This is a genomic window from Rhodopseudomonas infernalis, from assembly GCF_022271405.1.
Lineage (GTDB): Bacteria > Pseudomonadota > Alphaproteobacteria > Rhizobiales > Xanthobacteraceae > Rhodopseudomonas > Rhodopseudomonas infernalis.
Window position 1 is genome coordinate 58,523 of sequence record NZ_JAJNAL010000007.1, and the last position, 21,481, is coordinate 80,003.

21 protein-coding genes are annotated in these 21,481 nt (G+C 64.8%); 9 read left to right on the plus strand and 12 right to left on the minus strand.

Annotated features, from left to right (window positions below):
• Positions 1 to 159: 159 nt before the first annotated feature.
• From LPW26_RS07000 to LPW26_RS07015, 4 genes are all read right to left on the minus strand, one after another.
• Positions 160 to 1,395 (minus strand): GGDEF domain-containing protein, encoded by a 1,236-nt coding sequence (locus LPW26_RS07000; protein WP_238733764.1) that lies wholly within the window; start codon positions 1,393 to 1,395, stop codon positions 160 to 162.
• A gap of 250 nt (positions 1,396 to 1,645) precedes the next feature.
• Positions 1,646 to 2,122, minus strand: a complete 477-nt coding sequence (rpsI, locus tag LPW26_RS07005) for a 30S ribosomal protein S9 (RefSeq protein ID WP_238733766.1) — start codon at positions 2,120 to 2,122, stop codon at positions 1,646 to 1,648.
• A 1-nt stretch (position 2,123) separates the two neighbouring features.
• Positions 2,124 to 2,588 carry a 50S ribosomal protein L13 gene (gene rplM, locus LPW26_RS07010; RefSeq protein ID WP_238733767.1) on the minus strand — a complete coding sequence of 155 codons (465 nt, stop codon included), beginning with the start codon at positions 2,586 to 2,588 and terminating at the stop codon, positions 2,124 to 2,126.
• Positions 2,589 to 2,742: 154 nt separating this feature from the next.
• The gene (locus tag LPW26_RS07015) at positions 2,743 to 3,171 is read right to left on the minus strand and encodes a PaaI family thioesterase (protein ID WP_238733922.1); all 429 of its coding nucleotides are present in this window, start codon (positions 3,169 to 3,171) and stop codon (positions 2,743 to 2,745) included.
• A gap of 88 nt (positions 3,172 to 3,259) precedes the next feature.
• On the opposite strand from LPW26_RS07015, the gene LPW26_RS07020 reads away from it, so the two are divergent.
• The 4 genes from LPW26_RS07020 (at position 3,260) to LPW26_RS07035 (ending at position 6,813) form a co-directional block, all read left to right on the plus strand.
• The gene (locus LPW26_RS07020) at positions 3,260 to 4,087 is read left to right on the plus strand and encodes an enoyl-CoA hydratase (protein ID WP_238733768.1); all 828 of its coding nucleotides are present in this window, start codon (positions 3,260 to 3,262) and stop codon (positions 4,085 to 4,087) included.
• A 128-nt stretch (positions 4,088 to 4,215) separates the two neighbouring features.
• Complete coding sequence (locus LPW26_RS07025; RefSeq protein ID WP_238733924.1) at positions 4,216 to 4,800, plus strand: CoA-binding protein; 585 nt, start codon at positions 4,216 to 4,218, stop codon at positions 4,798 to 4,800.
• Between the two features lie 91 nt (positions 4,801 to 4,891).
• Positions 4,892 to 6,172, plus strand: coding sequence for an O-acetylhomoserine aminocarboxypropyltransferase (locus LPW26_RS07030; RefSeq protein ID WP_238733769.1), 1,281 nt, complete (start codon positions 4,892 to 4,894; stop codon positions 6,170 to 6,172).
• Positions 6,173 to 6,207: 35 nt separating this feature from the next.
• Positions 6,208 to 6,813 carry a TMEM175 family protein gene (locus LPW26_RS07035; protein ID WP_238733770.1) on the plus strand — a complete coding sequence of 202 codons (606 nt, stop codon included), beginning with the start codon at positions 6,208 to 6,210 and terminating at the stop codon, positions 6,811 to 6,813.
• Here LPW26_RS07035 and LPW26_RS07040 read toward each other — a convergent pair.
• Positions 6,801 to 7,889: a COX15/CtaA family protein gene (locus tag LPW26_RS07040; RefSeq protein ID WP_238733772.1), complete on the minus strand. Its 1,089-nt coding sequence runs from the start codon at positions 7,887 to 7,889 to the stop codon at positions 6,801 to 6,803. The genes LPW26_RS07035 and LPW26_RS07040 overlap by 13 nt on opposite strands.
• Before the next feature lie 108 nt (positions 7,890 to 7,997).
• Between LPW26_RS07040 and LPW26_RS07045 the strand changes: the two genes are divergently transcribed.
• Positions 7,998 to 8,207, plus strand: coding sequence for a DUF2842 domain-containing protein (locus LPW26_RS07045; protein WP_238733774.1), 210 nt, complete (start codon positions 7,998 to 8,000; stop codon positions 8,205 to 8,207).
• On the opposite strand, the gene LPW26_RS07050 is transcribed toward LPW26_RS07045, so the two are convergent.
• The gene (locus LPW26_RS07050) at positions 8,201 to 9,244 is read right to left on the minus strand and encodes a polysaccharide deacetylase family protein (protein WP_406677178.1); all 1,044 of its coding nucleotides are present in this window, start codon (positions 9,242 to 9,244) and stop codon (positions 8,201 to 8,203) included. The two genes, LPW26_RS07045 and LPW26_RS07050, sit on opposite strands and share 7 nt — an antisense overlap.
• A 125-nt stretch (positions 9,245 to 9,369) precedes the next feature.
• On the opposite strand from LPW26_RS07050, the gene LPW26_RS07055 reads away from it, so the two are divergent.
• Positions 9,370 to 10,608, plus strand: coding sequence for a GNAT family N-acetyltransferase (locus tag LPW26_RS07055; protein WP_238733779.1), 1,239 nt, complete (start codon positions 9,370 to 9,372; stop codon positions 10,606 to 10,608).
• Between the two features lie 100 nt (positions 10,609 to 10,708).
• Here the strand turns inward: LPW26_RS07055 and LPW26_RS07060 are convergent, their stop codons facing one another.
• Positions 10,709 to 13,033, minus strand: coding sequence for a GumC family protein (locus LPW26_RS07060; RefSeq protein ID WP_238733781.1), 2,325 nt, complete (start codon positions 13,031 to 13,033; stop codon positions 10,709 to 10,711).
• A gap of 293 nt (positions 13,034 to 13,326) precedes the next feature.
• Between LPW26_RS07060 and LPW26_RS07065 the strand changes: the two genes are divergently transcribed.
• Both LPW26_RS07065 and LPW26_RS07070 read left to right on the plus strand, forming a co-directional pair.
• Positions 13,327 to 14,463 (plus strand): glycosyltransferase family 4 protein, encoded by a 1,137-nt coding sequence (locus LPW26_RS07065; protein ID WP_238733783.1) that lies wholly within the window; start codon positions 13,327 to 13,329, stop codon positions 14,461 to 14,463.
• Positions 14,464 to 14,564: 101 nt separating this feature from the next.
• Positions 14,565 to 16,118 carry an undecaprenyl-phosphate glucose phosphotransferase gene (locus LPW26_RS07070; protein ID WP_238733784.1) on the plus strand — a complete coding sequence of 518 codons (1,554 nt, stop codon included), beginning with the start codon at positions 14,565 to 14,567 and terminating at the stop codon, positions 16,116 to 16,118.
• 186 nt (positions 16,119 to 16,304) lie between these two features.
• Here the strand turns inward: LPW26_RS07070 and LPW26_RS07075 are convergent, their stop codons facing one another.
• The 3 genes from LPW26_RS07075 to LPW26_RS07085 all read right to left on the minus strand — a co-directional run bounded on the left by LPW26_RS07075 (position 16,305) and on the right by LPW26_RS07085 (position 18,298).
• On the minus strand, positions 16,305 to 17,099 hold the full coding sequence (locus LPW26_RS07075; protein ID WP_406677149.1) for a DUF169 domain-containing protein: 795 nt from the start codon (positions 17,097 to 17,099) through the stop codon (positions 16,305 to 16,307).
• 4 nt (positions 17,100 to 17,103) lie between these two features.
• On the minus strand, positions 17,104 to 17,241 hold the full coding sequence (locus LPW26_RS07080) for a hypothetical protein (protein WP_238733785.1): 138 nt from the start codon (positions 17,239 to 17,241) through the stop codon (positions 17,104 to 17,106).
• Between the two features lie 88 nt (positions 17,242 to 17,329).
• On the minus strand, positions 17,330 to 18,298 hold the full coding sequence (locus LPW26_RS07085; RefSeq protein WP_238733786.1) for an SDR family NAD(P)-dependent oxidoreductase: 969 nt from the start codon (positions 18,296 to 18,298) through the stop codon (positions 17,330 to 17,332).
• A 221-nt stretch (positions 18,299 to 18,519) separates the two neighbouring features.
• Between LPW26_RS07085 and LPW26_RS07090 the strand changes: the two genes are divergently transcribed.
• Positions 18,520 to 18,837 (plus strand): hypothetical protein, encoded by a 318-nt coding sequence (locus LPW26_RS07090; protein ID WP_238733787.1) that lies wholly within the window; start codon positions 18,520 to 18,522, stop codon positions 18,835 to 18,837.
• A gap of 125 nt (positions 18,838 to 18,962) precedes the next feature.
• Here the strand turns inward: LPW26_RS07090 and LPW26_RS07095 are convergent, their stop codons facing one another.
• Positions 18,963 to 20,609, minus strand: a complete 1,647-nt coding sequence (locus LPW26_RS07095) for a tetratricopeptide repeat protein (protein WP_238733788.1) — start codon at positions 20,607 to 20,609, stop codon at positions 18,963 to 18,965.
• Positions 20,610 to 20,818: 209 nt separating this feature from the next.
• Entirely contained in the window at positions 20,819 to 21,250 is a 432-nt protein-coding gene (locus tag LPW26_RS07100) for a hypothetical protein (protein WP_238733790.1), read from the minus strand.
• Positions 21,251 to 21,481: the final 231 nt, after the last annotated feature.

A 21,481-nucleotide genomic window follows, 5' to 3' on the forward strand; every position in this document is an offset into this window, starting at 1 on the left:
CTCCCTTGCGTTTCGTGAGGCACGAGCCTTATCGCACCCCGCGCCGCAAATGAAGCCGGCCCCCGTCATTGCGAGCGTAGCGAAGCAATCCATGCCACGGGCGGGGCGTTGGATTGCTTCGTCGCTGCGCTACTCGCAATGAAGGCGACTTTTCGCGCCTTACGCGCCCATGCTGATCGCGTTGCGGACCACCACCTGCTGACGCGACTCGGGTTGCTGCGCGGCGCGGCGGCGGCCCTGCTCCAGCGACAGCGGCTCTTTGGCCGTCGCCACGACGCGATTTCGGCCGCCGCGCTTGGCCTGGTACAACGCGGTGTCGGCAGCGGCGAGCAGCACGTCGATTTCGATATCGGCCGGCCCGCCGGCGACCCCAATGCTGACAGTGGTGGCGATGGGGGCGCCGTCGATCTCGAGGCCACAATTCTGGAAGGCTTCGCGCACCCGCTCGGCGGCGGTCATCGCTTCCTCGACCGAGCACGGCAGCAGCGCGGCGAATTCCTCGCCGCCGATCCGACCACAGAGATCCGACATCCGCAGCGACCCGGAGACGACGGTGGCGAACAACTTGATGACCTCGTCACCGGCCGGATGGCCGAAGCGATCGTTGATAGACTTGAAGTGATCGAGATCGAAAATCATCACCGTGACCGGCCGGCCCGCCGCCCCTTCGCGCTCGATCATCCGCGCGGTGGCTTCCGAGAAGCCGCGGCGATTGAACAGCCCGGTCAGCGGATCCAGCGACGCCGCGGTCTTGTGGGCCCGCACGGTGCGCTCCGAGACCAGCATGAAGATCACGAACACGGTGCCGACGGCGTACAACACCAATTCGATCGCGAAGATCAGCACCCAGACGTTGTTGACGGCGTCGCCCCCCTGCATCGGCAGCAGCTCGGCCAACACGATCGGCAGCATCAGCACGGCGCCGTGCAGCAATGGCACCAGCATCGCCGCCCACGGCCGCTTCATGGTCTTGCGGCGCTCGGCGAACAGCTGCTCAGCGGTGAGCGCCGCATAGATCGCAACGATACCGGCGCCGATAGCGACGCGCAGCCAGCCGGATTCCGCCGGCAGGCTGAACACGGTCGCGAGCCAGGCGACGGCCCCCAGTACCAGCCCCGGCCAGATCGGCTTCAGACCGTGGAATACGCGGGCGGCATTCCACACCATGCCGCAGGCGATGAAACCAGCGCTGGCAAGCGCCAGCACGACGACGTCCGGCGCGACCAGTCTAAGAATCTGCCACTGCGCGACCGCCGCTGCTCCGAGCAGATAAGCGTATCCCCACCAATTCAGCGCCGGCAGTTTTTCCTGTCGGCCAAAGTAGAGAAGCATTCCCCCGAGTAGCGTGCAGATCAGCGTTGCAACCAGGAATAACGTCGAAAAATCGAGCGACATGATGCGAAGTCCAGGCAAGTCCAGTGAGCAGGCTGCAACGCGGGAGTGTTGTCGAGATGCCCCGTAACTTCCGCAATCTCGCTGCACCGCATTGAAATCGCGTATGCGAAACACGTCGCTTTTGAAGGCCTAGTTTCCGCAAATCTGATGCAAATTGCAGTATCAGCCGGGGGAAGTGACTGCGTGGCGCATCACAAACAAAAAGGGCGCCCCGAAGGACGCCCTTTCCGCAAAATCGAATGAAGCCAGATCAGCGCTTCGAGAACTGGAAGGACCGGCGGGCCTTCGCCTTGCCGTACTTCTTACGCTCGACGACGCGCGAGTCGCGGGTCAGGAAGCCGCCCTTCTTGAGGACGCCGCGCAGCTCCGGCTCGAAATTGGTGAGCGCCTTGGAGATGCCGTGACGAACCGCACCGGCCTGGCCGGACAGACCGCCGCCGGCGACGGTGCAGACCACGTCGTACTGGCCAGCACGCGCCGCGGCGACCAGCGGCTGCTGGATCATCATGCGCAGCACCGGACGGGCGAAGTAGACTTCCACTTCACGCGCATTGACGGTGACCTTGCCGGCACCCGGCTTGATCCAGACGCGGGCGACCGCGTCCTTGCGCTTGCCGGTAGCATAGGCGCGGCCCTGCTTGTCGACCTTCTTGGTGTAGGTCGGCGCGTCCGGAGCCGAAACTTTCAGCGACGAGAGCTGATCGAGGGACTGCATGGTTTCGGACATCTTATGCGGCCCTCATGTTCTTGCGATTCATCGCGGCGATGTCGACGGTCTCCGGCTGCTGAGCTTCGTGCGGGTGCTCGGCGCCCGCGTAGACGCGCAGATTGCCCATCTGGACACGGCCGAGCGGGCCGCGCGGAATCATCCGCTCGATCGCCTTCTCAAGCACGCGCTCCGGGAAGCGACCTTCGAGGATCGCCTTCGCGGTGCGCTCCTTGATGCCGCCGATGAAGCCGGTGTGGTGATAATAGACCTTGTTGTCGCGCTTGCGACCGGTCAGCACCACCTTGGCAGCGTTGATGATAATGACGTTGTCGCCGCAGTCGACGTGCGGCGTGTAAGTCGGGAGGTGCTTGCCGCGCAGCCGCATCGCGACCAGCGTGGCGAGCCGGCCGACCACGAGACCAGTGGCGTCAATAATGACCCACTTCTTCGTGACTTCGGCGGGCTTGGCCGAAAACGTCTTCATGAGAATTGATCCATGACAGGGGGAAATTCGGCGCAGGACGCCGGACTTGCGCGCTTGTAGATAAGCAGGGCGTTCGCGTCAATCCCCCAACATCCGGAAAAACCCTTCGATATCAGAGGGTTCTAATTATGGTGCAATAATACCGCCAAAAAGGTCAAGTCATTGGAATGGAGTAGGTCGACGTGACATGGGCAATCGGATCGGGCGACGTGCCGGACAGCAGCGAGACCTCACCGACGGCGAGCCGCTTGCCGAGCTTGAGCAGCCGCGCCACGGCGACCACATCCTGAGCGGGCTGGCCTTTCCGCAGGAAATTGATGTTGAGATTGGTCGTGACGGCGAGCGCGACCGGACCGATCGCCGACAGCAGCACGACGTACATAGCGAAGTCCGCCAGGGCCATCAGCGTCGGGCCCGACACTGTTCCACCCGGCCGCAGCATGCGATCGCTGTAGCGCTGCCGTAACAGGGACGTGCGACCATCGGCCGACTCGATCGAAATATCGCCGTGGCTGAACGCCTGCGGGAACTCGCGCTGTAGAAATTCCTCGAGTTCGGCTACGCTCATTCTCGCATGTGTCATGTCGTTCCCGCCCTGCTCTCGCTTCGACGGTTTTGTTACAATAAGGTGACGCTCGTTCCCAGCGCTGGATTCTCGTTCGGATGATTTCATGACAGCCTTGCCGGTCATTGCGACGCCGACTTCGTCGCCCATTCTGCTGCGCGAAACGATCGACGGCGGTGTTGCGGTGCTGACGCTGAATCGTCCCGCCGCGCGAAATAGTCTGTCGCTCGAACTGATCGCCGATCTGCAGGCCGCGCTCGATCTGATCGCGCGCGACGATGGCGTCCGCGCCGTGGTGATCGCCGCGAACGGTCCAGCCTTTTGCGCCGGCCACGATCTGAAAGAACTCACCGCGCATCGCAATGACGCCGACCGCGGTCGCGCCAGCTTCAGCCGGATCATGACCGCCTGCAGCACGATGATGCAGGCGATCGTTTTGTCGCCGAAACCGGTCGTCGCCGCCGTGCAGGGCATCGCCACGGCCGCGGGTTGCCAACTGGTCGCGAGCTGCGATCTCGCGGTCGCCTCCGAGCAAGCCGGCTTTGCCACGCCGGGCGTCGATATCGGCCTGTTTTGCTCGACCCCGATGGTTGCGCTGTCGCGCAACGTTCCGCGCAAGCAGGCGATGCATATGCTGCTGACCGGCGAACCCGTGCCGGCCGCCGAGGCGCATGCAATCGGCCTCATCAACAGCGTCGTGCCCCACGGCACCGAGCGCGACGCTGCGATCGCGCTGGCGCAGAAGATCGCCCGTAAATCCTCGCACACCATCAAGATCGGCAAGGAAGCGTTCTACAAGCAGGCCGAACTCAGCCTGGCCGACGCCTATCACTACGCCGCGCAAGTGATGACCGAGAACATGATGGCGCAGGACGCCGAAGAAGGCATCGGCGCGTTTCTCGAGAAGCGCGAGCCGGAGTGGAAGGACAAGTAAGTCCTCCTCGGCTCGTCATGCCCGGCCTTGTGCCGGGCATCCACGCCTTCGGGCGTTGACGTAGGAAGAAGGGCGTGGATGGCCGGGACAAGCCCGGCCATGACGACGTCAAACAGAACGGCAACTTGATGAACCACGACACCTACGCCGACACTTACATCCGCCAGATCCTCAACGGCGTGAAGACGATCGCGATGGTGGGCGCGTCGCCGCAGAATGTGCGGCCGAGTTACTTCGCGTTCAAATATCTCGCCGAGCGCGGCTACGACATGATTCCGATCAACCCCGGCCAGGTCGGCAAGAGCCTGCTCGGCAAGCCCTTCGTCGCGTCGCTGCGCGACATCGACCGGCCGATCGACATGGTCGACATCTTCCGCGCCTCCGCGCATGTGATGCCTATCGTCGAGGAATCGCTGGCCTTGGTGCCGCAGCCGAAAGTGATCTGGATGCAGCTCGGCGTTCGCAACGACGAAGCCGCGGCGCTTGCCGAGGCCGCTGGCGTCAAGGTGGTGATGAACCGCTGCCCGAAGATCGAGTACGGCCGGCTGTCGTCGGAGATCTCGTGGATGGGCGTCAATTCGCGGACGCTCAGCTCCAAGCGTGCCCCTGCCCCGATCAAGGGCATGCGTCTGTCGCTCGATCGTGCAAGTCTTGCGGGAGCCGATACCGCCGCGTCCGACCGTGCCGTGCGCGAGCGCGGCGATGGCAGCTAAGGGAGCGATCGCCGCCGAGCTTGCTTGACCTTCCGCCGGGTTGCGCTCAGATAACGCGAAATCATCAGCCCAATCGACGGAGGGATCGACCATGACCGAACGAAGCCCGGGATTTGCCACGCTCGCGATCCACGCCGGCGCGCAGCCAGATCCGACCACCGGGGCACGGGCGACGCCTATCTATCAGACCACGTCCTTCGTCTTCAACGACGCCGACCACGCCGCGTCGCTGTTCGGGCTGCAGGCCTTCGGCAACATCTACACCCGCATCACCAACCCGACGACCTCGGTGCTCGAGGAGCGCGTCGCCGCGCTGGAAGGCGGCACCGCCGCGCTTGCCACGGCGTCCGGCCACGCCGCGCAACTCGTCGCCCTGCAGCAGCTGCTGCAGCCCGGCGACGAATTCATCGCCGCGTGCAAACTCTATGGCGGCTCGATCAACCAGTTCACCCACGCCTTCAAGAGCTTCGGCTGGAACGTGGTGTGGGCCGATCCGGACGATCTGCCGAGCTTCCAACGTGCAGTCAGCCCGAAGACCAAGGCGATCTTCATCGAGTCGATCGCCAACCCGGCCGGCAGCATCACCGACATCGAGGCGATCGCCGAGGTTGCCCGCAATGCTCACGTGCCGCTGATCGTCGACAACACGCTAGCGACGCCCTATCTGATCCGCCCGATCGACCACGGCGCCGACATCGTCGTGCATTCGCTCACCAAGTTTCTCGGCGGCCATGGCAATTCGCTCGGCGGCATCATTGTCGACGCCGGCACCTTCGACTGGTCGAAGGATGGCAAGTACCCGATGCTGAGCGAGCCGCGTCCGGAATATCACGGGCTGAAGATCCAGGAGACGTTCGGCAATTTCGCTTTCGCGATCGCCTGCCGCGTGCTCGGCCTGCGCGATCTCGGCCCGGCGCTGTCGCCATTCAACGCCTTCATGCTGATGACCGGCATCGAGACGCTGCCGTTGCGGATGCAGAAGCATTGCGAGAACGCCAAGGCGATCGCCGAATTCCTGTCGACGCATAAAGCGGTGTCGTCGGTGAACTATTCGGGCCTGCCGTCGAGCAAGTACAACGCGCTCGCCCGCAAATACGCGCCGAAGGGCGCCGGCGCGGTGTTCACCTTCGGCCTCAAGGGCGGCTATCAGGCAGGCGTCGATCTCGTCTCCAACCTGAAGCTGTTCTCGCATCTGGCCAATGTCGGCGACACCCGCTCGCTGATCATCCACCCGGCCTCGACCACGCACAGCCAGCTCGACGACGCGCAGAAGACCGCTGCGGGTGCTGCTCCCGACATGGTCCGCGTCTCGATCGGCATCGAGGACAAGGAAGACCTGATCGCGGATCTCGACGAGGCGCTCGGCGGCTGACGCCGGGCGATGGCCGAAGCGGCCGGGAGGCGGCAATGAGTATCGGCCATCTGGAAATGCGCAGGATCGAGCAGCTCAGCAACACCATTTTCGGTGTTGCCATGACGCTGCTGGCCTATCAGGCGCCGCGTGAGAAATTCACCGGCGCCGATCCGCAGTGGCGCGAGATCTGGCACGTCTACGGCGCCTACATCTCGACCCTGCTGCTCAGCTTCATCGTCGCGGGGATGTTCTGGTACAGCCACCAGCGCCGCCTCGCCTATGCGTCGCACGGCAACCGCGCCGAGGTTGTGTTCAACCTGTTCTTCCTGCTGTCCATCATCCTGCTGCCGGTGACCTGCGGGCTGTACGGTAACAACTACGACTCGCCGAACGTCACGATGCTGTACAGCATCAATCTTTTACTGATCGCGCTGTTCAACACCGTGCTGTGGGCGATCGCCGCCGCGAAGCGAAACGACTGGCCGACGTTGCTGGCGCCGTCGTTTTCGCTGGTGCTGTTCATCGTCGCGCTGGCGGTGTGTCTGATCGACCCGCATTGGCCGAAATTCGTCTGGCCGGTCGCGTTTCTCACGCCGATCCTCAGCGCCTGGGTCGAGCGGCGACGAGGCCGCGATATCGGCGCCGATCAGCTTGGCTGACCGACCGGCACCGGCGCCGCACGTGGCGAGGTGTGCAGCCGCGGCACGGTGAGCCGTTCGACCTGCAGCACTGCCAGCGTCAGCACGACGATGCCGACCGCCTGATGCCCGAGCGCGAGCCCGATCGGCACCTCATGCAGCAGCGTCAGAATGCCGAGCAGCGCCTGCAGCGACAGCGCGCCGAACAGCCACAACGCTCCCGTCGCCACGCGCCCGGCCCGCGCCCGCACCGCATCGATCGCGTGCCAGGCCGCCAGCGCCCACAGCGCATAGGCCATCATGCGGTGATCGAACTGCACGGTGAGATGGTTGTCGAACAGGTTCTTCCACCACGGCGTCTCGAACCACAGCCGGTCCGCCGACGGGATCAGCGCGCCATCGATCAGCGGCCAGGTGTTGAACGTCCGCCCTGCCCGCAGCCCCGCGACCAGCGCGCCGAAAAACAGCTGTATCAGCGTCATCGCTAGCAGCGCGGTCGCGGTGATCTTCAGCCGCGCCGCAGCGACGACCGGCGCGCGATGCGACAACCGCCGCAGCGTCCAGACGATCGACGCGAAGATCACCAGCGCCAATGTGAGATGGATCGCGAGCCGCACCTGCGACACTTCGGTCCGCTGCGACAGGCCGGACGCCACCATCCACCAGCCGACCCCACCCTGCAGCGCGCCGAGCCCGAAGATCGCCCACAACGCCCGCTTCCACTCCGGGGCGATCGCGCCGCGCCACAGGAACCACAGGAACGGCAGCAGATAGGCGATGCCGATCACGCGGCCGAGCAGCCGGTGGCTCCATTCCCACCAGAAGATGGTCTTGAACTCGCCCAGCGTCATGCCGGCGTTGAGCTCGCGATATTGCGGGATCTGCTTGTAGCCGTCGAACGCGGCGTGCCATTGCGCATCGGTGAGCGGCGGCAGCGTCCCGGTGATCGGTTTCCACTCGACGATCGACAGCCCCGATTCGGTGAGCCGCGTCGCGCCGCCGACCAGCACCATCACGGCGATCAGCGCGGCGACCAGCATCAGCCAGACACGGACGGCGCGAATACGGGGCGGACGGACTGCCGCGGCTGCGGTCATAAAGCATACCTTGAACAGATTTTGGCGGACCTTATAGTCCGGCCGCATTCGCGCGCAAAGCGCCGCGAGGCCGCATCAAGCGCGTGTGACCGGGACCTGCCGACCGCTATGAACATCCGCACCCGAAAACTGATCGGAACCATCGTGCTGCTGGTGATCGCGATCGTCTGGTCGCTGACCGCAATGGCGATCGCGCAGGCGCCGGTGATCGCCGAATCAAGATGGCTGCAACTGATCTATTACGTGGTCGCGGGTCTCGGCTGGGTGCTGCCGGCGTTGCCGGTCGTCAGCTGGATGTCGCGGCCCGATCCTCAGTAGCGGCGCCCGAGCTGCGCCGCCGCCCCCGGCATCAAGCCCGACAATACCACGCGTAGCCCACGTAGCGACCGACGTCGGCCGTCCCAGGCGATCCGCGGCAGCAGCAGCGCCGACGCTCCCGGCCCGATCACGCCCGGAATCGATGTCATGGCGGAGGCATAGCCGGCCTGTGCCACCAGTTGCTCGTCGCGGCGGGTGAAGCTGCCGCGCTCGCCATAGGGATAGGCGAAGTGATTGGCCTCCTGGCCGAGCGCCGCATGCAGCACGGCGCGGCCCATCGCGATCTCGCGCTGTGCGGCGGCGTCGCCGATATTGGCGAGCCGCGGATAGTTCACCGTTGCGCTGCCGATCGTCACCCTGGGATCGGCCGCGAGCCGTGACAAATCCTCCCAGCTCATCACCGCCTCGCGCGTCAGCCGGCCGACGTCGACGCTGTAGCGTTTACACAGATCGTGGATCGCGGCGCTGAGATCCGCAGGCGGCAGCGCGCGCAGCCACGTCCCGAGAAAACGAAACACGCGATACTTGTCATCGGTGGCGGCGGTGTCGAAATGGCGTTCGGCATGATCGATCACCAGCGCGATGCGATCGTGGCCGGCGATCACTTGTTCCAGCGCCATCCACCACGCCTCGCCGAGTCCATCCGGAAATGCCGTCGGCGTGAATACTGCGAACGGCGCCTTGTGCCGCGCCAATACCGGATGGCCGTAAGTCATCAGGTCGCGCGATCCGCCATCGAACGTCAGGCAGACGAACGGACCCGGACCGCTCGGCAACGCCATTCGTTGCAGCACGTCGTCGAGCGAAATCACATCGCAGTTCCAGCGCCGCAACTTGCGCAGCAGCCGGTCGAGAAACTGCGGAGTCACTTCGCGACTGCGGAGCGGCTGGAACTTGTCTTTGCGGGTCGGCCGCACCCGCTCGAAGCGCAGGATCACGCCGCGTCCGCCTCCGCGGGCCTGGGCGAGGCGCGCGAGGCCGCTGAAATAGGCAAATTCGAATCCTGTCGACGCAAACCACCCATTCGCTGACAAGATTCGCCTCCGGGCGTGACGGCGCCCTCCTGCCCCGTTTCCTCAGGTACCATTACTGTTTGTTGATGTTTATTTGTAAAGGTCCGCGACTGCGAAAGTGATAAAACGTTAACCTCAGGGATCTCCGGATGGCGACGACGGCCGTGCTGAGCAAGGCACGATCCCCGACCGAGGCCACCTTGTCGGTGCAGCCCGGACGGATCGCACGCGTCGAAATCCTGCGCGACATGGCAGCGGCGGAACCGATCTGGCGGCTGCTTGAAGAGCCCGAACAGTTCTCGACCCCCTATCAACGCTTCGATCTTCTCAACGCCTGGCAGCGCCAGGTCGGCTGCGCCGATGGCATTGAGCCTTTCATCGTGGTGGCGAGCGATGCCGAGCGCCGCCCGATGCTGCTGATGCCGCTCGGATTGCAACGCCGGTTCGGCGTGCGCATCGCCAGCTTTCTCGGCGGCAAGCACCCGACCTTCAACATGCCGCTGTGGCGCCGCGACGTGGCGTCGATGGCGGATTCGCGCGACATCGCCGCGCTGATCGCCGGGCTGCGCGGCGTCCCGGACGGCGCCGACGTGCTGGCGCTGTGTCAGCAGCCGCTGCGCTGGCGCGACCTGTCCAATCCGCTGGCACTGCTGCCGAATCAACCCTCGGTCAACGACTGTCCGGTGCTGCGGCTCGAGCCCGGTGCGCCGGCGAGCGACCGGATCAGCAACTCGTTTCGACGCCGCCTGAAGAGCAAAGAGAAAAAGCTGCAGGCGTTGCCCGGCTATCGCTATGTGCAAGCGACCACCGACGCCGACATCGATCGCCTGCTGGATGCGTTTTTCCGCATCAAGCCGATCCGGATGGCGGCTCAGAAGCTGCCCAACGTGTTCGCCGAACCCGGCGTCGGGGATTTCGTCCGGCAGGCTTGCCACGCCGAGCTGGCGAGCGGCGGGCGCGCCATCGACATCCATGCGCTGCAGAGCGACGACGAGATGATCGCGCTGTTCGCCGGCGTCGCCGACGGTCATCGCTACTCGATGATGTTCAACACCTACACGCTGTCGGATGCGGCGCGCTACAGTCCGGGCCTGATCCTGATGCGGTCGATCATCGATCACTACGCCGAGCAGGGTTATCGCCGGATCGACCTCGGCGTCGGTTCGGACGATTACAAGAAGATGTTCTGCAAGGATCTCGAGCCGATCTTCGACAGCTACGTCGCGCTGTCCGCCCGCGGCCGCCTTCCCGCCGCTGCGATGGCCGCTGTGGCGCGCACCAAACGCGCCGTCAAGCAAAGCCCGGCGCTGAAGCGGATGGCGCAGAAGCTTCGCGGCGCCCTGCAACGCAAGGGCTCGGCTGCATCGGCTGACGAGTCAGCGAACTAACAACCCACGACCACATCTCGTCATGCCCGGCCTTGTCCCGGCCATGACGGAAGTGGATGTGCAACTGAGCCGATCGGGCGAGGCGCGCAGCGCGCACTCATCACGCCGCGACGGTGTGCCGGGAGGTCTTGGCCAGATCGGCCGGCCGGACTGTGGCGGTCAGCATCGTAACGTCGGAGAAGCCGACCGCTTTCAGTTGCTCGGCCATCCTTGCGCGGGCGTCGGCCGGCGTCGTCGGGGCCGGCACCACCACGGCCTGCGCGTCGGCGGTGAGGAGTTCGGCGGGCAGATCCGCCGCGGTCCCGGCGTCGAGCAACACGTGATCATAGACGCGTCGCAGCGCGTTCAGCGCCACGATCAGCCGTTGCGACTGCAGCAAGGTGCGGTCGAAGCCGGGGCGGCCCGCGATGACGAGGTGTAGAGCGCTGCTGCGATCGCGGGTGATCACTTGTCCGAACGACGCTTCGCCCTGCATCAGCTCGGCCAGCCCCGGCGCGGTCGGATCGGCGGACGCGGCCTTCAGCATGTCTGACGATTCCGACAGATCGATCAGCACCACCTTGGCATCCTGCGCCAGCCGACGCGCCAGCGTCAACGCGGTCGCGGTAACGTTGTCGTTCACGCCGGTGCCGAGCACGGTGACCTTGCGGGCCGCGTCGCCGGCCGTGCGCAGCCGCTGCGCCAGCGCGTCGAGATCGTCCTGTGCGGGCGCCGATTCGGCGACCTGCTCGCGCGGCGGCTCGGGGATCACGACGGGCTCGGTTATGACGGGCGCTGCTGGCGTGGTCACGGGCGCGGCTGCTGCAGCCGGCGCGACCAGCACCGGCTCAACCGCCGGTGTCGTCGCGACCACAGCGCGCGGCTGCGTCATGCGCAGCAGTTCGCCGGTCGCGATGCTGCCGGCGCTCAGCACCAGCGCCGCCAGCGTGGCGATCAGCACGATCGGCAGCTTCTTCGGATAGGCCGGCGTGTTCGACACGATCGCGCGCGAAATGATGCGGCCATCGGCCGGAGCCTGATCGATGGTCTCGCGGGTGGTCGCCTCGCGATATTTCGCCAGATAGGATTCGAGGAGATCGCGCTGCGCCTTGGCTTCACGCTCCATCGCACGCAGCTGCACGTCCTGACCGTTGGTCGAAGACGCCTGCTTCTTCAATTGCTCGAGGCTGGCGGTGAGACTTTCGACCCGGCCGCTGGCGATCCGCGCGTCGCTTTCGAACGAACGCGACAGCTTCATCGCCTCGTCGCGCAGCTGCCGATCGAGATCGCTGAGCTGCGCGCGCAGCTCCTTGATCCGCGGATGGTTGTCGAGCAACGTCGACGATTGTTCGGCAAGCTGGGTGCGTAGCATCACGCGCTGCTCGGACAGCCGGCGGATCAGCTCGGAGTTGAGCACCTCGGAGGCCTCGATCGGCCGGCCGCCCTGCAGCATTTCCTTGATCAGTCTCGATTTCGATTCGGCGTCGGATTTCAGCGCGCGGGCGTTGCCGAGCTGCGTGTTGAGTTCGCCGAGCTGCTGGTTCGACAACGTGGTGTTGTTGGTGCCGACGAACAGGCTCGACTTGGAGCGGAAATCCTCGGCCTTGGATTCGGCGTCGGCAACCTTCTGACGCAGCGATTCGATTTCGCCGGACAGCCACTGCCCCGCCGAACGCGCCTGTGCCTGGCGCGCATTCTGCTGCAGCACCAAGTAACCGTCGACGATCGAGTTGGCGACGCGCGCGGCGAGTTCCGGATCGCGCGATTGGAATTCGACCACCATGACCCGCGACTTGTCGACCGCGTAGGCGGTCAGCCGGTCGTAATAGGCGTCGAGCACGCGCTCTTCCGGCGTCATCGAAAACGGATCGCGGCCGATGCCGAACAGCGCCAGCATCGATTTCAGCGGATTGATTCCCTGCAGCACGGGGTCGAATTCCGGCCGCTCGGCGAGCTTGTTCTTCTTGATCACGTCGAGCGCGAGTTCGCGCGACAGCAGAAGCTGCACCTGGCTGGTGACGGCTTCCGGATCGATGACGTTGCGCTGTTCCTCGCGCTCGCCGCTCGGCCGCAGGAACACGTTCTCGCGGCCGTCGATCAGAATGCGGGCTTCCGACTTGTAGCGCGGCGTAATCAGGTTGACGACCGCAAGCGACAGCACCAGCGCGAGCAGCGTCGGCCCGATGATCAGATGCTTCTTGCGGGCCAGCGCCCGCCCGATCAACCGCACGTCGATGTCGCCGTTGGTCGGCGGCACGATCGCGGCGGGCGGCTGCTTAGTGCGTTTGATAATCGGCTCGTCGGTGACCGCGCGGCTGAACACCGGTTCCTGCGTTGTCACCTTGACTCGCTCGGCCTTGGACGGCGGTACCGCTGATCGGGCGGACGTCGCGTTTTCGCTGCGCGCCGTCTTGTCTTTCGTCCGACGCCAAAACGCGAACCGCATCTTCCACTCCTACTTGACGCGACGAGCCGGTCTCGTGATGCTCGATTACAAACGATTAAGGTTGCTGGGGCGTTAAAATCGACTCCTTTGCCGGGAACTCGCGGCGTCTCGCGATACCGACTCACTGATTGTTAACCACGAAAGCCCTTAATCGGAATCAAGAATTTTTCTCCGGACCATGCCGATGCCCCACCTTCCCGCCCTCGTCGACTCGACCGGCGCGCATGCGCGCGGCTGCATCGCGCGCCGTCCGACGACCGCCCGGCCGCGAGTCGGCCGCTGGCATTGCTGACATGGCTTCGAACCCGGATCAGCCGCTGCGTATCGTCCATGCCGTCCGCGCGCCGGTCGGTGGCATTATCCGCCATATTCTCGATCTGGCGAACGGCCAGGCCGAGCGCGGCCACCATGTCGCGCTGATCACCGACAGTCTGACCGGCGGCGAGCGCGCAACGGCCGCGCTGGCCGCGATCGCTCCGCGGCTGAAGCTGGGCGTGTTTCGGCTACCGATCCGGCGCGAGCCGTCGCCGAGCGACCTGTGGATCTGGGCCCGGTTTGCGCGGCTGATTGCCGAACTCAAGCCTGACGTGCTGCACGGCCACGGTGCCAAGGCCGGCGTATACATCCGCATCGTGCCGAGGCCCGCCCACACGATCCGCGTCTACACGCCGCACGGCGGCTCGCTGCACTATCCGACCTCGACCACGAAGGGGCAGCTCTACAGCCGCATGGAACGGCTGTTGATGAACCGTACCGAGCTGTTCCTGTTCGAAAGCGAATTTGCGCGCCGCACGTACGAGCAGATGATCGGCCAGCCGCAAGGCTTGGTGCGCTGCGTGTTCAATGGCGTGACGGCCGGTGAGTTCGACCCGATCCGGCTCGCACCGAATGCCAGCGACGTGGCGTATGTCGGGGAGTTCCGCAAGATCAAGGGGGCAGACCTGTTGATCGACGCGGTCGCCCGGCTGCGCGCCGAGGGGCGCCCCGTGACTTTGACGCTGGGCGGCGACGGTGAAGAGTCGGAAACGCTGCGGGCACAGGTGAGCCAGCTCGGGCTCGACCAGGCCGTCCGCTTCAGCGGTCACGTCAGGGCCCGCGACGGTTTCGCCCGAGGCCGACTGCTGGTGGTTCCGTCGCGTGGCGATTCGATGCCGTATGTGGTGATCGAGGCGGCCGCCGCGGGGGTGCCGATGGTCGCCGCCAATGTCGGCGGCATCCCGGAGATCTTCGGCCCCCACCACGCCGACGCGCTGTTTGCGCCGAACGACCCCGCCACGATGGCCGCGGCAATCCGCGTCGCGCTCGACGATCTGCCGGCCGCGCAGGAGCGCGCCCGGCAGCTGCGCGAGCGGATCTTCCTGCATTTTTCACAGAAGGCGATGGTCGAGGGTGTGCTGGGGGGCTACCGGGACGCCTTCGCGCGCGGCTGAGTCCACAATTTGCTAACGTTTTCTTGCCACTTTAGGATTAAACGCGTCATGGGGTAGTTCGCGCGCGGCCAGGTCGTGCGCAATGACAATGGACACGCGACGTGGAACCGATCACTGGACGCGCCATGATCGAAGCCGCCGCCGTGAGCGCGGCGCATCTTGATCCGAACGGTCCGATGGTGGAACGGCGCAAGCGCCTGTCGCCCGCGGCTCTGGCCGTGGCCAACCTGAAAGTGCCCCGCGCCTACTCTCCGGTGGTGATCGCCGGTATGGTCCGGCTGATCGATTTCGTGCTGATCGCGAGTGTCGGCATCGTGCTGTATCTCGGCTACGTCGCCCGCCGCGACGGCGTGCATTGGGAGTACATCGCCGCGATCCTGGCCATGACGGTCGCCACGCTGATCAGTTTTCAGGCGGCCGATCTCTACGAAGTTCAGGTGTTCCGCCGCACGCTGAAGCAAATGACCCGGATGTTCTCGACATGGACGTTCGTGTTCCTGTTGTTCATCGGCGCGTCGTTCTTCGCCAAGCTCGGCGGCGAGGTCTCCCGCGTGTGGCTGTCGTCGTTCTTCCTGCTCGGCATCGTCGCGCTGACGATCGAGCGCCTGATCATCCGCAATCTGGTGCGGCATTGGGCGCGCGAGGGGCGGCTCGATCGCCGCACCATCATCGTCGGCGCCGACGAGAATGGCGAGAAGCTGATCCGTGCGCTGAACGCACAGCAGGACGACGACTCCGACATTCGCGTGCTCGGTGTGTTCGACGACCGCAACGATTCACGCTCGCAGGATATTTGCGCCGGCATCCCGAAGCTCGGCAAGATCGACGACATTCTCGAATTCGCCCGGCGCACCCGCGTCGATCTGGTGCTGTTCGCGCTGCCGATCTCGGCCGAGACCCGCATCCTGCAGATGCTCAACAAGCTGTGGGTGCTCCCGGTCGACATCCGGCTGTCGGCGCATACCAACAAGCTGCGCTTCCGTCCCCGCGCCTATTCGTATGTCGGCAATGTGCCGACGCTCGACGTGTTCGAGGCACCGATCACCGATTGGGATCAGGTGATCAAGCAGTTGTTCGACCGCGTCGTCGGAGCGCTGATCCTGCTCGCCCTCGCGCCGGTGATGGCGCTGGTGGCGCTCGCGGTGAAGCTCGACAGCCCCGGCCCGGTGCTGTTCCGGCAGAAACGGTTCGGCTTCAACAACGAGCGGATCGACGTCTTCAAGTTCCGGTCGATGTATCATCATCAGGCCGACCCGACCGCCTCCAAGGTCGTGACCAAGAACGACCCGCGCGTCACCCGCGTCGGCAAGTTCATCCGCCGCACCAGCCTCGACGAGCTGCCTCAGCTGTTCAACGTGGTATTCAAGGGCAATCTTTCGCTGGTCGGCCCGCGGCCGCACGCGGTGCAGATGAAGCTGCAGAGCCAGCTGTTCGACGAGGCCGTCGACGGCTACTTCGCGCGTCACCGCGTGAAGCCCGGTATCACCGGCTGGGCCCAGATCAACGGCTGGCGCGGCGAGATCGACAACGAAGAGAAGATCCAGAAGCGCGTCCAGTTCGATCTGTACTACATCGAAAACTGGTCGGTGCTGTTCGACCTCTACATCCTGCTGAAGACGCCCTGGGCGCTGATCAAGGGCGAGAACGCTTACTGAGGCTCCTCTGCTCCACCGCCCTCTCCGCGAGTCATTCCGGGGCGCGAGCGAAGCTCGCGAACCCGGAATCCCGAAATGTTCTGCGACTCAGTTGTTTCCACAACTGCGAGATTCCGGGTTCGCGCTTCGCGCGCCCCGGAATGACGGCGCGCGGTGATACACTGCGGCTGAGTGACGCCCGCGCCGTTACGTCTTCGCGTACGACACGCCCATCCCGGCGCGTACATCGGCCTGGATGCCGTAGGGGGCGATGGGATAGCGGAGGCCGTTTTTCGCGAGGTGCTTCATGCCGTCGATCGCCTTGGCGAGATGCGCGGGCTTCAGGGCCATCAGCATCTCCTCGTCCGGCACGCCGCCATAGCGGCGTTCGGCGAAGCACGGCAGCGACAGGCTCGGCTCGCCGGTTGTCAGTGCCCTGCCCCAGCTGTCGGCGCAGGCGGTCTCGCCGACCACGCCCCAGTCGAACTTCTTGTAGCCGACATATTGCAGGCCGTTGATCAGGATGATCATCTGGCCCGGCGTCGCATAGACCAGGCAGATGTCCGGCGGATCGAGCCGGCCGCTGGCGAGCGGCGACACCGCCATCGCCTGATACTTGCCGAACGGCACCACATCGAGCGCATGCTGGCGCTTGCTGGCGTCCTCGGCCGTGCCGTGCCAGACGCCCACATAGGACTGCCCCGACAGCCATTGCTCGTCCTGCGGCGCGAGCCCGATCACCGCGCGACATTGCGCGCCGACCAAATCGGCGGCCGTGATACCAACCGTCCAGCCGAGCCGCGACGCCATACTGACGATCTGGTCTGTGGTGTGGATCGCGTTCGGCCGCCGGATCTTCGGGATCGCCTCCATCTCGGCGGCGGTCGCGAACATCTTCATGCCGATCACCGTCGTCTTCAGCCGCAGCAGCGCGTTGAGATCGGCCACCATCGCGGCGAAGTCGAACGACTGCGGAGCCTCGGGAGTCATTCCATCAGACATTGATCTACATCCCCACTTCGACCGCGCGTCCGGTCGGGATCTTGAAATAGAGGCTGGCATTGTCGGCCCAATTCGCCATGCCGAGCGACAACGTCAGAAATGAACTTTGCCGCTTGCGGGGTGACGTTGGCGCGTCGCTCATGAAAGGTCCTCAAATACTCGGCGTCATCGCTAGCTATATTCGAAGACGTGCCGGGAACGACGAGCAGCCTTGCCGCGAAGCCTGGGCGCTACCCGAGCCGCCATCCGACCTCGGTAGCGAAGCTCTGGTAGAAGTCGAGCTCGTAGGCGCGCTCTGGGGTTGAACGCACGCGCTGGTCGAGCAGATGCGCGTCGTCACCGACCAGGATGCGCCATCGTTCTGATCTCACGCCGTCCAGAATGATCCGCGCCGCGGCGGCGGCGCTGGTCGGCGCGTCCTCGCGGAAACTGCGCGCCCGCTCTCGCGCCATCGCGCGGATCTCGTCGTCGGACAGCTCGGTCTCGACCACGCCGGCCGCGCGCATCCGCACGCGCGCCGCCGCGATCTCGTCGGCGCAGAGGTCTTCCCCGGCATCACTGATCTGGATCTTGCGCGAGTTGGCGACGATCGAAGTGCCGATATGGCCCGGCATCACCACCGAACATTTCACATGCGGCGCGTTCAGCCGCAGGTCCGCGATCAGCGCCTCGGAGAACCCCTTCACGGCGAACTTTGCGGCGCTGTAGGCGGTGTGCGGCGTGGTCGGGCCGATCGAGGCCCAGAAGCCGTTGACGCTCGAGGTGTTGACGATGTGCGCCTCGTCGGCGGCGATCAGCATCGGCAGGAAGATCCGCGTGCCGAGATACACGCCGCCCCAGCAGATGTTGAAGGTGCGCTCCCATTGCTCGCGGCTGTTGGTGATCATGCTGCCACCGCCGCCGATCCCGGCATTGTTGAACAGCAAGTGGATATGCTCGGTGCGATGCTGGGCGGCGACCTCGTCGCGGAAGCGCGTCAGCTGGTCCTCGATCGCGACGTCGGCCAGATGCGTGGTGACGCGCAGGCCCTGTGGCCGTCCATCGGCCTCGCACAGCGCCTTGGTTTCGACCATCGCCTCGGCCGAGACGTCGCACAGCGCGACGTGGCAGCCCTCTGCGACGAGCTGGCGGGCGAGCTCGCGGCCCATCCCGGTGCCGCCGCCGGTGATCACCGCAATCCTGCCGGCAAAGTCCCTCATGCCGCGTCTCCCATCCCTGTTGTTCTGGCGCGCCGCGGTTCGAGCCGCGGCTGCGATAACGCAGCATAAAGGGCGCGGCGCAGCGAAGTCCATCGCCACGGCCATGCGATCGCCGGGGGGCGGCCGTTCGTCGTCAGGCGCAATCCTGACAGCGCCGCTGCTTCCGCGCCCCGCGGAATCGGCCTAATCTCACGCTTTCATCGTGTTCGAGGAGCGTGACGATGCTGGCAGCCACCTTTCAGACCGCGGCCTTCCTGTTCCTGCTGCTGATCGCGTTGTTGGTTGTGGCGGTGGTCATCGGCTTCACGGCGCCGCCGGTCGGCAAGCTGGCGCGGTCAGGGCTCACCACGGTGCTGCTGTATCTCGCCGCCGAACTCGCTGCGCTGTTCGTCGCCGTTTGGCTGGTGGTGCAAGTCAGTGAGTTCGAACTGCTGCCGGTCCTGATCTCGCTTGCGATCGCCGCCGTCGTGTTCGCACCGCAGCTGGTCGCCAGGATCCCGCTGCCGGCAGCGTTCACCGGCTTCTTCGGCAAAAGCTAATCGCAGAGATAGCCAACGCCACAGTCCGCCTCGCCCACGAGCGGACGCTCCCCGGCCTGGCTCTGACAGCCGCCCTCCTCGCGAGGGCGGTTTGTTGTTGGAGAAGCGGGTCTCCGGCGCCTCGGTCAGCGCCGCGCAACGCCCTGAACGATAGCCCCAAACAGCTGCATCATCTGTTGCTGGTTCATCTGATCGATGCGGGCCTGCTCGGCTTTCTGCAGCTCTACGGCGAGAGCACGTTGCGCGCCTGAGTGCCCAAGTTCTGTCGCGCGGTTCAACAACGTCAACTTGGCCTGATCCGCGTTGGGAGTCGCCAAAAGCCCCTTTTCGATCAGGTCGAACAGGCTCACCATCGAGTCCGCATCTTCCAGACTGGCCCCTCGCTTGAACAACGCGATGGCGGTCTGAAGATCCTTGCGATCGTATAGATACATTCCGCCGAGATTGTCGAAAGCCGCAGGATAGTTTGATTGGACGAGACGGGAAAAGATATCGAAGGCTTCTTTCCTGTCTTTCAGCTGCGTCGCCCGGCCGAGTTCATATTGATACCTCAGTTCGCCCGGAAATGTCGCGACGGCCTTCGCGCAAGCCTCAAGGGCCGCGGCGACCTGCTGCTTCAGGAGTTCGAACGGCACTCCTGAGCCGGCGCGACGGGGGTCGGTCGGATTTCCTGCTAGTCGATCGCAATCGTCTCCGCTCTGACGCTGCTGGCGGGCCTCTTCGGCAGCCGCCTCCCGCGCCTCGCGATCGCGTTGGGCCGCCTCTCGCGCCTGCGTCGTCTCGCGTTCGACCCGTGCGCGTTCCTCTAATGCGCGTTGTTCTTGCTCCGCCTTTTTGCGCGCAGCCTTGGCGTCAATCAGTTGGTTCCAATCCGAAATGACATCGCGGGTAACGATCTTGAGGGCGTCGCCAGATCGCGGGTGGAAGCCGGGTCCGTCGTAGAACTCATAGTCGCCGGAGGGATCGCGCCAGAACCACACCCTCGCAGCGCCAGTGGTGGCGTCATAGAAGCCGTAACGGACGGGGTCCTCAAGCCGAAGCGGCACACGGCGGACGACTTTTGCATTCTGCTGGCGCCATGCCTCCACGATGTCGCGGTCGATCGGAACCAGTTCCTGACCGGTTTGCGGATGGAAGCCCATCAGGTCGAACAGCTGAATTTGCCCTTGGCCGGATTTCGAGTACCAAACGACGGGCTCGCCCGTCGTGGGATCGAAGAATGTCGGATCGACGTCTGAAATGAGCGTCGGCCGATGTCCCCTCTGATACTCGTCGATCTTTTCGACGATTTGCGGCGTCAAGGGCCGGCATTCCCTTCCCGTCTCGGGATCGATTCCGGACCTATTCATCTTCTTGATGCTCGTCCGCGTCATGACGTAGCATTTTTCGGCCACGCCATTCTTGCGAAAATTGGAATCGATCCTGCCGATCAGCAGCGCGTGGCCGACGACGAGAATCAGCATTCCGCCTAGGCCGATCCAGCGCTTGGTACGTGAGAACGAGAAGGAAAGACCAGCAAGGACCACGACTGCGGCGAAGCTCGTCCAGATGGCAGCCCGCGTAAAACCCGCGTTGAGGTCATAAACATCGGCGATTTCTTCAGCGTAGGAACGGGCCACGTAGTAGTAGATCGCCTCGTTGAAAAGCCACAACAACAATCCGCCGACCAGCAAGGCCGCGAGAGCGACAATCGCGATCTGAGTAACAGTGTTGAAACGTCCGAGGAAAAGCGATGCGCCACCGCGGACGCCTTCAATCAATTTCACCGCCAAGAACCCCGAGTCCGGAAATCAAAACACTAATATAATTCGTATGAATGATAGTTGGTGCTGCCGAGCACTGTCAAAGACATATTCGCGCGTGCCCACACCCGCGCAAATAACGACGGGACAGCCACCAACAGATACCGCCATCAGTGCTCAACGTCGTTCGTTCGACGAAGCTGCGGGCTCACCGGCCAAGGACGGCAACGCGCGATCAACTAGCGCCGGGCTCGGCCGATGGTGCCGGCGACGATCTGCATCGTGACGCCGATCAGCCACGCGGCCAGGATCATGCCGGTCCAGGCCAAATGCGGCGCGATATGCAGCACCACGAGTGTCACCGAGGCGAACGCCGCCAACGTCGCGCAGAACGTCCCCACCGCGCTCAGGAATTCGGCCGCATCGATGCCGCCGCGTGCCTCGTGCTCGGCATCGGTTTCGCCGGGATGGAACGGCAGTGGCGGGATGTCGATCCCCAGATAGAATCCGACGAACCCGACCGCCATCATGGCCAGCAGGAAAGCGACCGTGGTCAGCGCCCCGATGCTGGTGCCGACATGGGCGCCGACGAACAGCCCGCACGCCGCGCCGGCCATCGCCAGGCCGGAGCGTTCCAACAGGTGGGCGGCCTTTCGCACACGCAAGCGCATCGATTGCAATCTCCTGACGGCGCGAACGCGACGGTGTCGAATCTTATGACATTCCGATGAACCGGGAAAGACGCAGCCGCGGCGGCCGGTGAAGCCGCCGGGCCTCCCTCGCCGCGTGAGCGGGTGCTCGGTATCCTATCGTCGCCCTCGCCGCGGGGCCCAGCCGCAGCATGCCACAGCCTTCGCCTGCTCCCTCCACCGCCCGCGCCGATGGCCTGGCTCGGGCGAGGC